This is a genomic window from Micromonospora sp. C41 (assembly GCF_018070485.1).
GTDB lineage: Bacteria > Actinomycetota > Actinomycetes > Mycobacteriales > Micromonosporaceae > Micromonospora > Micromonospora chalcea.
In genome coordinates this window covers 41891-53666 of the sequence record NZ_JAGPXP010000026.1, presented here as the reverse complement: position 1 = coordinate 53666, position 11776 = coordinate 41891, and the positions used below count along the sequence as shown (strand labels likewise).

Annotated in this window: 10 protein-coding genes; 5 read left to right on the top strand and 5 right to left on the bottom strand. The window is 74.5% G+C overall.

The annotated features are described in order from the left end of the window. Positions 1-90 precede the first annotated feature (90 nt). Complete coding sequence (locus KBX43_RS24070) at positions 91-1128, bottom strand: nitroreductase (RefSeq protein ID WP_245254686.1); 1038 nt, start codon at positions 1126-1128, stop codon at positions 91-93. Positions 1129-1219: 91 nt separating this feature from the next. Here KBX43_RS24070 and KBX43_RS24065 point away from each other — a divergent pair, with 91 nt between their 5' ends. Further along, a complete protein-coding gene (locus KBX43_RS24065; RefSeq protein ID WP_210887253.1) occupies positions 1220-3568 on the top strand; it encodes a heavy metal translocating P-type ATPase in 2349 nt (782 codons plus the stop codon). A 48-nt stretch (positions 3569-3616) separates the two neighbouring features. On the opposite strand, the gene KBX43_RS24060 is transcribed toward KBX43_RS24065, so the two are convergent. The 4 genes from KBX43_RS24060 to KBX43_RS24045 form a co-directional block, all read right to left on the bottom strand. Further along, positions 3617-4480, bottom strand: coding sequence for a universal stress protein (locus tag KBX43_RS24060; protein ID WP_064447205.1), 864 nt, complete (start codon positions 4478-4480; stop codon positions 3617-3619). After that, positions 4477-6879, bottom strand: coding sequence for a phosphoketolase (locus tag KBX43_RS24055; RefSeq protein WP_210887252.1), 2403 nt, complete (start codon positions 6877-6879; stop codon positions 4477-4479). Before KBX43_RS24055 ends, KBX43_RS24060 begins: the two co-directional genes overlap by 4 nt. A gap of 128 nt (positions 6880-7007) precedes the next feature. Beyond that, positions 7008-7838, bottom strand: coding sequence for a universal stress protein (locus tag KBX43_RS24050; protein ID WP_210887251.1), 831 nt, complete (start codon positions 7836-7838; stop codon positions 7008-7010). 83 nt (positions 7839-7921) lie between these two features. Next, positions 7922-8722, bottom strand: a complete 801-nt coding sequence (locus KBX43_RS24045; RefSeq protein WP_043325565.1) for a PP2C family serine/threonine-protein phosphatase — start codon at positions 8720-8722, stop codon at positions 7922-7924. Positions 8723-8819: 97 nt separating this feature from the next. Between KBX43_RS24045 and KBX43_RS24040 the strand changes: the two genes are divergently transcribed. The 4 genes from KBX43_RS24040 to KBX43_RS24025 all read left to right on the top strand — a co-directional run bounded on the left by KBX43_RS24040 (position 8820) and on the right by KBX43_RS24025 (position 11724). Continuing rightward, positions 8820-9056: an HTH domain-containing protein gene (locus KBX43_RS24040; protein WP_043325563.1), complete on the top strand. Its 237-nt coding sequence runs from the start codon at positions 8820-8822 to the stop codon at positions 9054-9056. Next, positions 9056-9631, top strand: a complete 576-nt coding sequence (locus KBX43_RS24035; RefSeq protein ID WP_064447209.1) for a Clp protease N-terminal domain-containing protein — start codon at positions 9056-9058, stop codon at positions 9629-9631. The genes KBX43_RS24040 and KBX43_RS24035 overlap by 1 nt, the downstream gene beginning before the upstream one ends. A 91-nt stretch (positions 9632-9722) precedes the next feature. Next, the gene (locus KBX43_RS24030; RefSeq protein WP_043325560.1) at positions 9723-10730 is read left to right on the top strand and encodes a diacylglycerol kinase family protein; all 1008 of its coding nucleotides are present in this window, start codon (positions 9723-9725) and stop codon (positions 10728-10730) included. Beyond that, complete coding sequence (locus tag KBX43_RS24025) at positions 10723-11724, top strand: YihY/virulence factor BrkB family protein (protein WP_043325557.1); 1002 nt, start codon at positions 10723-10725, stop codon at positions 11722-11724. Before KBX43_RS24030 ends, KBX43_RS24025 begins: the two co-directional genes overlap by 8 nt. Positions 11725-11776: the final 52 nt, after the last annotated feature.

The following is an 11776-nucleotide window of genomic DNA, read 5'->3' as shown; positions in this document are numbered from 1 at the left end:
GAGCGACGGCGCGACGTGCTCGTGCTGGGGCTGGGGTGCGGCGGCCACCGGGCGATGGTATCGCCCGGCGGCCGCCCTGATCGAGACCGGTCAGGTGAGCCGGTCGCGGACCGCCGAGGTGTCGACGGTCTGCGCGACGTCCAGCCGGGGGGTGTGCGGCGGGCCGGCGTGGTTCGGGTCGGCCACACCCAGCCGCATGCTGATGTACGGGAACCCCAGGCCGGCGAGCATCTGGCGCAGCACCTCGCGGGTGCCTTCGACCTCCACCACGCCGGACAGCGGCACCAGCGACACCCCGTGCCGGGTGGCGGTGAGCCAGGCGGCGGAAAGCGCCTCACCGGCGCGCAGCCAGCTCATCAGCTCGTCGTCGGCGCCCCAGAGGATCCCGTACACGGCGGTCTTGTCGTGGCCGGGGCCGATCGGCAGCGATCCGGCGCGGCCGAAGTCGCGGGCCGGAACGGTCGTCTGGGGGGCCTGCTCGGGCAGCACCTCCGGCGGCAGCCCGGTGCCGGTGCCGGCCCGGCTGGTCCAGTACGCCAGTTCCTCGCGCAGTTCCGGGCTGTCCGCCTCGACGGCGGCGGCCTGCTGGGCGGCGGCGGCGAGCTGGATCTTCTGGGTGTCGTCGAGCAGTTGCAGGTTCACGCCTTCGCGGGTGGCGGCCCGGTCGATGTCATCGAGCGCGGCGGTCGGGATCGGCTCGTCGCTGACCGGCCGCCGGTCGGTGTGCCGGACCTGCATGCACTGCACGACGCGCATGGCGTCGGGGTCGGCGCCGGTGTGCTTCAGGCTGGTGATCCGGGCCAGCAGGTCGGGTTCGGCCGGGTCGGGCAGCCGCTCCACCACCGGGGTCCAGCCCTCGGCGGCCAGCGCCACCCGGGCGTGGTGCAGCGCGGCGCCGCAGCTCACCACCAGCAGGTGACCCTCCGGGTCCATGGCGCTGAGGTGCCGTTCGCGTACCACCCGCAGCTCCAGCGCGTCGGGCAGGACCGTCCAGTGCCACGGCTGCGTGTTGTGCACCGAGGGAGCGTGGCCGGCCATTCCGGCGGCCTCCGCGAGCGCGGTGGTCAACGGGCGATCGCCGGCCGGCGTCTCGTGGCTCATCGTCACGACCTTTCCTGTTTTCCCCATCGTGCCCCACGCCCGGGTGGGGACGCCGTTCCATCCCCCGGATTACCCGTGTCGGCCCGCCCGCCCCACGTCCGGCTGAGACGATCCACACGTGGGAAGCGAACCACGCGAGTGCGTACCCGAGCAGCCGGCCCGTGCCCGGCGGTGGGCGTGGGCCGAGTGGGCGCCGCTGGTGCTGCTCACCGCGGCCGTGCTGGCCGGGGCGGCGCTGTGGTTCGTGGGCGCGCACGACGCCGCCCGGCTGGTCTGGGCGGCGGTCACGGTGGTCGCGCTCGTCCCGGCCGCCTGGACCACGCTGCGCCAGCTCTGGCTGCGGCAGTTCGGCGTGGACGTCATCGCGGTGCTGGCGCTGCTCGGCGCGCTGCTGGTGCGGGAGTTCCTGGCCGGCGCCGTGATCGCGGTGATGGTCGCGACCGGGCGGGCGCTGGAAGAGTACGCCCAGCGCCGCGCCACCCGTGACCTGCGGGCGCTGCTGGAACGCGCGCCCCGGCAGGCGCGGCGGCGGACCCCGGACGGCGGGATCGAGGTGGTGCCGCTGGACCGCGTCGAGGTGGGGGACCGCCTCGTGGTCGGGCCGGGCGACGTGGTGCCTGTCGACGGCGTGGTCGAGGAGGCGGCCACGCTCGACGAGTCGGTGGTCACCGGCGAGTCGCAGCTGGTCACCCGCGCGGCGGGCGACGAGGTCGCCAGCGGGGTGGTCAACGCGGGCGCCGGGTTCGGGCTGCGGGCCCGCCGCAACGCGGCGGAGAGCACCTACGCCGGCATCGTCCGCCTGGCCGGCGAGGCCACCGCCCGCAAGGCGCCGATGGTACGGCTCGCCGACCGGTACGCCGCCGCGTTCGTGCCGTTCACGCTGGTGCTGGCGGGGCTGGCATGGCTGCTGTCCGGCGAGTTCACCAGGGCGGTGGCGGTGCTCGTGGTGGCCACCCCGTGCCCGCTGCTGCTGGCGACCCCGATCGCCGTGGTGTCCGGCCTGTCCCGGGTGGCCCGGCGCGGCGTGCTGGTGCGTGACGGTGGCTCGCTGGAGCAGCTCGGCCGCGCTCGTACGCTGCTGCTGGACAAGACCGGGACGCTCACCGCCGGGCGGCCCCGGGCGGCCGAGGTGGTGGTGGCGCCGGGCGGCGACCGGGACGAGGTGCTGCGGCTGGCCGCCTCGGTCGAGCAGCTCTCCCCGCACGTGCTGGCCGCCGCGCTGGTCCGGCAGGCCCGCGAGCGCGGGCTGCCGCTGGCCGAGCCGACCGATGTCACCGAGGAGCCGGGGCACGGCGTGAGCGGGCGCGTCGACGGGCGGACGGTGCACGTCGGGCAGTTCGCGGGCGAGCCGCCGGAGTGGGCGGGCCGGCTCGGTGAGCGCGCCGAACGGGCCGGGCGTTCCGCGGTCTGGGTCAGCGACGACCACGGGCCGCTGGGCGCGATCCTGCTGGAGGACCCGGTGCGCCCGGACGCCCGGCGGACCGTGCGGCGGCTGCGCGAGGCGGGCCTGACCCGGCTGGTGATGGTGACCGGCGACCGTCCGGGCACGGCCCGCCAGGTGGCGCAGATCGTGGGCGTGGACGACGTGATCGCGCGCTGCTCGCCGCAGGAGAAGGCCGAGCGGGTACGCGAGGAGTCGGCGCAGGCGGTGACAGTGATGGTCGGCGACGGCGTGAACGACGCGCCCGCGCTGGCCGAGGCGCACGTCGGGGTGGCGATGGGCGCGACCGGGGCGACCGCCTCGGCCGACGTGGCCGACGCGGTGCTCACCGTGGACCGCCTGGACCGGCTCGCGGACGCGGTCGAGATCGCCCGGTACGCCCGCCGCATCGCGGTGCAGAGCGCCACCGTCGGGATGGGCCTGGCGGTGCTGGCGATGCTGGTGGCGGCCGCCGGCCGGCTGCCCCCGGTGGCCGGCGCGTTCCTGCAGGAGGGCATCGACGTCCTGGTGATCCTCAATGCGCTGCGCGCGCTCGGCGGTGGCCTGCGGCGGCGGGACCTGCCCCCGCACACGGCGGAGCTGATCGACAGGTACGCGGGCGAGCACGGTGGCATCCGGGACGTGCTGGCCCGGCTGCGGGACACCGCCGACATGGTGGCGACCCGACCGGACGACCCGGCGTGCCTGCCGGCGCTGCGGGAGGTGCACCGGCGTCTGGTCGACGAGGTGCTGCCGCACGAGGCGGCCGAGGACCGGCAGCTGTACCCGGCGCTGGCCGGGCCGCTCGGCAGCGACGAGGCGACCTCCACGATGAGCCGGGCGCACGTGGAGATCGTGCGGCTGGTGGAGCGGATCGGCGGGCATCTCACGGCGCAGCCGGACGGGCGGCTGCGCCGTGACGAGGTGCCGGATCTGCTCGCCGCGCTCTACGGCCTGGACGCGGTGCTGCGCCTGCACCTCGCCCAGGAGGAGGAGGACTACTTCTCGCTCAACCCGGAGGACGGCTCGACCGCGCCCGGCCGCTGACCACCGTCCTCGCGGCAGGTGCTCCACGAGCCAAGCGCGCCCGTCTGGTCAGCGCTCGCGTACCACGGCGACCGGGCAGTGCGAGTGCTGGATGAGCTGCTGGCTGACCGAGCCGAGCAGCATGCCGCGCAACCCGCCGCGGCCCCGGCTGCCGACCACCACGAGCTGCGCCGACCGGCTCGCCTCCACCAGCAGCGCCGACGGGCTGCCGGGAACGGCCTCGACCTCCATCGGCACGTCGGGGAAGCTCTCCCGCCAGGTGGCCAGCTCCGCCTCGGCAGCGGCCCGCTCGGCGGCGGCGGTCTCCTCCGGGTCGAAGCCCGGCGGCACCCACCTGTCGCCGGGCCGCTCCCAGGCCCGCAGCACCCGCAGCGGCACGTCCCGCTGGGCGGCCCGCTCGACCGCGAAGCCGAGCGCCCGCAGCGCCGTCTCCGAGCCGTCCGAGCCGACCACCACCGGCCCGGACGTGGCGGCCTGACCGTCGCGGACCACCACCACCGGGCAGTGGGCGTGCGCTGTCACCGAGACCGCTGTGGAGCCGGCGAGCAGCCCGCCGAAGCCGCCGTGGCCGCGGCTGCCGAGCACCAGCATCCCGGCCTCGGCGGACCGTTCCTGCAGCACCAGCGCGGGCGGGCCGTCGAACACCTCGCCGTGCACGGTGAGGCCGGGCCGGTCGGCGGCGGCGTCCGCCGCCGCCTTGCGGACCAGTTCCTCGACCTGCCGGCGGGCGGCCTCGTCCGGCCACACCCCCGGGGCCACCCCGGGACCGATCCAGCCGGTCACCGTCAACCACTCGAAGACGTACGCCAGCCGCACCGGCCAGCCCGAGCGGCCCGCCTCGTCCAGCGCCCAGTTCAGGGCGACAGCCGCGTCAGGGGAGCCGTCGTAGCCGACGAGGATCTCCTCGTTCATTCGCCACTCCTTACCGCCGGATCGTTCTCGCGGACCCAGCGCCACTCGGCGACGCGGGGGTCGTCCTCGCCGTAGCGCCGGGTGTAGTCGCGGCAGGACTGGCGGGCGTCCACCATGTCCTGACGCAGGTGCGCGGCCCGCGACCGCAGCCCAGGTACCCGGTCGATCACGTCGATGACCAGGTGGAAGCGGTCCAGGTCGTTGAGCATCACCATGTCGAACGGCGTCGTGGTGGTGCCCTCCTCCTTGTAGCCGCGTACGTGCAGGTTCTCGTGGTTGGTCCGGCGGTAGGTGAGCCGGTGGATCAGCCACGGGTAGCCGTGGTAGGCGAAGATGACCGGCTTGTCGCGGGTGAAGATGGTGTCGAACTCGTTGTCCGGCAGGCCGTGCGGGTGCTCCGACGGCGGTTGCAGGCGCATCAGGTCGACCACGTTGACCACCCGCACCTTCAGGTCCGGCAGGTGCCGGCGCAGCAGGTCGACAGCGGCGAGCGTCTCCAGCGTCGGCACGTCGCCGGCGCAGGCGAGCACCACGTCCGGCTCGACGCCGTCGTCGGTGCTGGCCCAGTCCCAGATGCCCAGGCCGCGGCGGCAGTGCTGGATCGCCTCGTCCATGGTCAGCCAGTTCGGCGCGGGCTGCTTGCCGGCCACCACCACGTTGATGTACTGCCGGCTGCGCAGACAGTGGTCCATGGTGGACAGCAGCGTGTTGCCGTCCGGCGGCAGGTAGACGCGGACCACCTCGGCCTTCTTGTTCATTACGTGGTCGATGAAGCCCGGGTCCTGGTGCGAGAAGCCGTTGTGGTCCTGCCGCCACACGTGGCTGGACAGCAGGTAGTTCAGCGAGGCCACCGGCTCCCGCCACGGGATGCCCCGGGTCACCTTCAGCCACTTGGCGTGCTGGTTGACCATCGAGTCGACGATGTGGATGAACGCCTCGTAGCTGGTGAAGATGCCGTGTCGGCCGGTCAGCAGGTAGCCCTCCAGCCAGCCCTGGCACAGGTGCTCGGAGAGCACCTCCATCACCCGGCCGTCGGGGGAGAGATGGTCGTCACCGGGCACCTCCGCGCCGATGAACGCGCGGCCGGTCACCTCGAACGCCGCGCCGAGCCGGTTCGAGGCGACCTCGTCCGGGCCGAACAGGCGGAACGTCTCCGGGTTACGCGCGATCACGTCGCGGACCCAGGGGCCGAGCACACCGGTCGCGCCGGCCATCGGCTCGCCCGGCTTCGGCACGTCGACCGCGTAGTCGCGGAAGTCGGGCAGCTCCAGGTCGCGCAGCAGCCGGCCGCCGTTGGCCACCGGGTTCGCGCTCATCCGGCGGTCACCGGTCGGCGGCAGGTCGGCCACCTCGGCGACCGGGCCGCCGGTGGCGTCGAACAGCTCCTCCGGACGGTAGCTGCGCAGCCAGCGCTCCAGCTCGGCCAGGTGCTCCGGGTTGTCCCGGACGCCGGAGATCGGCACCTGGTGGGCGCGGAACGTGCCCTCGACCTGCTTGCCGTCGACCCGGGACGGCCCGGTCCAGCCCTTCGGCGTACGCAGGACGATCATCGGCCAGCGCGGGCGTTCCACGCGTCCGCCGGAGCGGGCGCGGCGCTGGATCTCGCCGATCTCGTCGACCGCCCGGTCCAGCGTGGCGGCGAGCGACTGGTGCACTGTCGCCGGGTCGTCGCCCTCCACCACGTACGGCTGGTAGCCGAAGCCGCGCATCATCTCGCGCAGATCCGCACGGGGGATCCGGTCCAGCACGGTCGGGTTGGCGATCTTGTAGCCGTTGAGGTGCAGGATCGGCAGCACCGCGCCGTCGCGGGCCGGGTTGAGGAACACGTTCGACAGCCAGCTCCCGGCCAGCGGGCCGGTCTCCGCCTCGCCGTCGCCGATCACGCAGGCCACCAGCAGGTCCGGGTTGTCGAACGCGGCGCCGTACGCGTGGCTCAGCGCGTACCCCAGCTCGCCGCCCTCGTGGATCGAACCCGGCACCTCCGGCGCCACGTGGCTCGGGATCCCGCCCGGGAAGGAGAACTGGCGGAACAGCCGCTGCATGCCGGTCTCGTCGCGGGGGATGTGGTGGTACAGCTCGCTGTAGGTGCCCTCCAGCCAGGTGTTCGCGACCAGCGCCGGGCCGCCGTGGCCGGGACCGGTGACGAAGATGGCGGACAGGTCCCGGTCGACGATGACCCGGTTGAGGTGCGTGTAGAGCAGGTTGAGCCCGGGGCTGGTGCCCCAGTGGCCCAGCAGGCGCGGCTTGACGTGCTCGGGTCTGAGCGGTTCGCGCAGCAGCGGATTGTCGAGCAGGTAGATCTGGCCGACGGTCAGGTAGTTCGCCGCCCGCCAGTAGGCGTCCAGCCGGCGCAACTCGTCCTCGGTCAGGGGGCTGTGCAGGTTCACCGCGGTGTCCATGCTGCCTTAGCCTCTCGTGGCTCGGGATCTGCTGCCACTCGGGGACCACGTCTTCTTCCCCGGCGGGTTCAGCTTCGCCCCGGTCCGGGGCCGCCGGTCAGGGCCGTAGGTCCCGCCTCGGGTGGGCGTCACGATCCGTCCCCGGCGCCCGTGTCGAGTCCCCGTACGACGATCAGCGGGGCCGGCGAATGGTAGAGCAGGGACTGGCTGACCGCGCCCAGAGTCGACCGTACCGGCCCGTCGCCCCGGGCGGCGACGACTGCGAGCTGCGCCGCGCGGGACCGGTCGAGCAGGACGGATGTCGGCTCACCGTGGACGGTGAGGCAGTCGGTGGTGACCCGGGGGTGCCGGACGGCGTGCCGGTTCACCGCCTCCTCCAGCAGCCCGTCGTCGCCGTCGCCGCACCCGGGCTCGATCACCCGGACGGCGAGCAGGCGGGCGCCGCGGCTCTCCGCGCAGTCGAAGGCGTATCCGAGTGCGGCGCGGGAGCTGGCCGACCCGTCGAAGCCGACGACCAACGGTCCGGGCGGGGCCGGCTCGGCGCGGCCGACCAGCACCGGGCAGCCCGCCCGGGCGGCCACCTCCACGGCCGGCGTGTCGGTGGGTACCGAGTGTGGGCGGGTCGACATGCCGCCGTCACCGAGCGCGATCAGGAACGCGGTGTCGGCGGCCCGCAACAACGCCTCGACCGGTGAGCCCTCGACGATCTCGCCGCTGACCGGCACCTCCGGCGCGCACTCGGCGGCTGCCTGCCCGGCGGCCTCCAGCAGGTTCTCCGCGTCCGTGCGGGTACCGCCGGCCGGGGCGGGCCCGGGCGTCGCGGCCCAGTTGAACGCGTGCAGCAGATGCAGCGGCCGGTGGTGGGCGGCGGCCTCGGCGGCGGCGGTGCGGACCACCGCCAGATCCTCCGCCGACCGGCCCACGCCGACCACCACCGAACCGTGGCTGGGTGCGGCCACCCCGGCTCACCTCCCGACCCCGCTTTTCACTCACCGTAGTCGCGGGACCGGGTGCGCCGGACCGGGTCGGCGGAAACCGGCGGTCAGCGCGGGGCGGGCAGGGCGGGGTGGACGCGCAGCACGACGACTGTGGCGTTGTCCTCGCCGCCCTCGTCGAGGCTGGCGGCGAGCAGGGCCTCGGCGGTGCGCGCCGGGTCGCGCCGGGCGGCGAGCAGGTCGCGCAGCCGGTGGTAGCCGAGCTGGTCGCTGACCCCGTCGGTGCACAGCAGCCAGGTGTCGCCCCGGCGCAGCGGCACGGCGAGCAGGTCCGGCTCGGGCCGGTCCGGGTGTCCGACGTAGCGCAGCAGCTGGTAGCGGGCCCGGGCCGCCTCCGGCGAGTCCGGCGGCCACCAGCCGTGCAGCAGACCCAGCCAGGCCATGGTGTGGTCGACCGTCACCAGCTCCAGCAGCCCGTCGCGCAGCCGGTACGCCCGCGAGTCGCCGAGCTGGACCAGCCAGCCCTGGTCGCCGTCGGGCTGGACGACGAGCGCGGTGAGCGTGCATCCGGTCAGGCCGGGCTGCGCCGCTCCGGCCTGGCGTACCCGCCGTTGGGTTTCGGCGACGGCGGCGCGCAGCCCGGTGGGGCCGACGGCGGGCCAGTCGGCGCGGACCCGCGCCACGAACGTCTCGGCGGCGGTGGTGCCGGCGATCCGGCTGCCCTCGCCGTCGCCCATGCCGTCGCAGACCACCGCCAGCGGCAGCTCCGGGTCGACGTGCAGCACGTCGTAGTTCTCCGGGTAGCGGTGCCCGACGACGCTGCCCCCGGCGATCTCCAGGGTGAGGCGGCCGGCGGTGAGCCGGCGCGCGGGCTCGACCGGCCGGTCCAGCGGACGGCGGCGGAACACCAGCGGACCGTAGCACCGCCGCGGGCCGCGGGTGGCAGGCCACGGCGGGTGTCAACCAGGGTTGACACCCGTCGTGCTGTCAACCTACATTGACAGCATGAGTCAGGCGACGGAACTCGCGGCGGCGGCCGGCAGCACCGACCCCAAGGTCGGCCTGCGTGCCGTGCTCGCCCTGCGCCGGCTGCTGGAGCGGCTGGAGGTGATCCAGGTGGACAACGCCCGGCGACAGGGCTGGTCCTGGCAGGAGATCGCCGACGCCCTCGAGGTCAGCCGGCAGGCGGTCCACAAGAAGCACGCCGGGCGACCGGCGGTACGCGACAGCTGGGAGGCGTGATGTTCGAACGATTCACCGACCGGGCCCGTGCCGTGGTGCACCACGCGCTCGACGAGGCCCGCACCGAGGGACGGCGGCCGGTCGGCACCGAGCACCTGCTGCTGGGCGTGCTCGCCGACCGCGACAACCTGGCGGTACGGCTGCTCGCGGCCGGTGGCGTCGAGGCCGACGCCCTGCGCGCCGCGGTGGCCCGCCACACCGCGCAGGGCGTGGACGGGCTCGGCGCGGCGGACGCCGCGGCACTGCGCGAGATCGGCATCGACCTCGCCGCGATAGTGGCCCGGATCGAGGAGTCCTTCGGCCCGGACGCGCTGCGTGAGGCGACCCCGCGCCCGCGCCGGTGGTGGCGTCGCGGGACGCACCACGGCACGTTCTCGCCCCGCGCCAAGAAGGTGCTGGAGCTGTCGCTGCGCGAGGCGCTGCGGCTGCGCCACCGGCACATCGGCACCGAACACATCCTGCTCGGCCTGCTGCGCGAGGGCGACGGCCTGGCCGCCGCGGTGCTCACCGAGGCCGGGGTGGACATCGACGACCTGCGACGCCGCATCGACACGGCGCTGCGCGAGGCCGCCTGACCCGTACCCGGTTTTCAAACCTGTTTGCGGTCATCGCAACGTCCCGCTGCGCCGGGTCGCCGTCACGCCCCGTGTCCTGCACACTGACGCCGTGGACGGTGCAGACGACAAGCGCCCGGTGAACGCGGAGAACCGCACCCCGCGCTCGGCAGTGGTGGTCAACCCGGTCAAGGTGGCCGACCTGGACGAGTTCCGCCGGACCGTGGAGGGCGCGCTCGCCGCCGCCGGCTGGCCGGCCCCGACCTGGTACGAGACGACAGTCGAGGACCCGGGCCGCGGGCAGACGGAACAGGCGGTGAAGGCGGGCGCGGAGGTCGTCTTCGCCTGCGGCGGCGACGGCACGGTGATGGCGTGCGTGACCGCGCTGGCCGGCACCGACGTGGCGCTGGCGGTGCTGCCCCAGGGCACCGGAAACCTCCTCGCCGCCAACCTCGGCCTCTCGAACGACCTGGCCGCCGGGCTCCAGGTCGCCGTCGAACGCGGGATGCGCCGCCTCGACGTCGGCGTGGTCGGCGACCAGTGCTTCGCGGTGATGGCCGGGATGGGCTTCGACGCCCAGATGCTCGACTCCACCTCCGAGACCACCAAGAAGCGGATCGGCTGGCCGGCGTACCTGATGGGCGCCGCCCGCCACCTGCGCGACCGGCCGATGCGGGTCTCGGTGCGCATCGACGGCCGCCCGCCGCTGCGCCGCCGGGCCCGGTCGGTCCTGGTCGCCAACGTCGGGCGCCTGCAGGGCGGGGTACGCCTGCTCACCGACGCCGAGCCGGACGACGGCTGGCTCGACGTGGCGGTGCTGACACCGCGCGCGCTGCGTCACTGGCTCGCCATGGGCTGGGCGGTGCTGCGCCGCCGCGACAGCGTGCCCCGGATGGAGGTGTTCCGGGCCCGCTCGGTCGAGATCACCAGCACCCGGGCGCAGCCCCGGCAGCTCGACGGCGACCTGATCGAGCCGGGCCGCTCGCTGAAGGCCACCATCCGCCCCGAGTCGCTCTGGCTCTGCGTACCGCGCCCCGAGGAGCACCCCGACCTGGCGGTGGACGCCGACGCGGTCGGCGAGCGCGGCGAGCACCTGGTCGAGGAGGCCCGCCGTGAGTAGCACCAAGCTGGTCCCCGAGACCCGGTTGATGACCGAGAACGAGCTGTCCGCCGACGACGCCTGGCACACGCTGCGCCGGCACGGCGGCTGGTGCCTGCTGCGGGACGCGTTCGTCCGGTTCCGCTACGGCGACGGATTCAGCCACTCCCGGGCGCTGGGGTTGCAGCTCTGCCTGGCGGTGGTGCCGTTCCTGATCGCGCTCACCGGCCTGATCACCGACCTGGGGGTGGACGAGGGCGGCAAGGTCGTCGCGGACACCGTACTGGCCATCACGCCCGGCCAGAGCGAGGCGATGGTGCAGGACCTGCTGACCGACAGCGAGCGCAGCGAGGACGCCGGCGAGCTGGCGCTGACCCTCGGCCTGCTCACCGGGCTGGTCGCGCTGACCACCACGATGGCGCAGATCGAGCGGGGCGCGAACCGGATCTACGGCGTCGAGCGGGACCGCCCGGCGCTGGCCAAGTACCTGCGCGCCACGGTCCTCGCGGTGGTCGCCGGCGTACCCGCGCTGGCCGGCTTCCTCATCCTGGTCGGCGGCCGGGCGATGGGCGAGTCGGTACGGCGGCACTACGAGTGGGGCGACGCCGCGATGGCCGGATGGGACGTGATCCGCTGGCCGCTGAGCCTCGGCCTGACGGTGATCGCCGTCGCGGTGCTGTTCCGGCACGCGCCGCGACGCCGGCAGCCCGGCCTGTCCTGGCTCGTCTTCGGCGCGGCCATCGCCATCGCGATCTGGTGGCTGGCCAGCCTGCTGCTGGCCGCCTACGTGAAGTACAGCGGCGGATTCGGCCAGACCTACGGCGCGTTGACCGGCATGATGGCGCTGTTGCTCTGGGCCAACCTCACCGGCATGGCGCTCTTCGGCGGGCTGGCCTTCGCCGCCCAGCTGGAGGCGATGCGCATCGGCGTGGAGGAGCCGGCCCAGCCGGATCTGTGGCAGCCGGAGGCGCACCGCGAGGACCTGTTCGACACCGGTGAGATGACCTCGCTCTGACGCCGCGCCGGTCCGGCGTGTACGGGACACGCCGATCGGGTACAGCGCGCCT

Coding starts and splice junctions, on each gene's coding strand:
- KBX43_RS24070 (WP_245254686.1), bottom strand. CDS start 1,128: ATGGGGAAAACAGGAAAGGTCGTGACGATGAGCCACGAGACGCCGGCC.
- KBX43_RS24035 (WP_064447209.1), top strand. CDS start 9,056: ATGTTCGAACGATTCACCGACCGGGCCCGTGCCGTGGTGCACCACGCG.
- KBX43_RS24055 (WP_210887252.1), bottom strand. CDS start 6,879: ATGGACACCGCGGTGAACCTGCACAGCCCCCTGACCGAGGACGAGTTG.
- KBX43_RS24060 (WP_064447205.1), bottom strand. CDS start 4,480: ATGAACGAGGAGATCCTCGTCGGCTACGACGGCTCCCCTGACGCGGCT.
- KBX43_RS24040 (WP_043325563.1), top strand. CDS start 8,820: ATGAGTCAGGCGACGGAACTCGCGGCGGCGGCCGGCAGCACCGACCCC.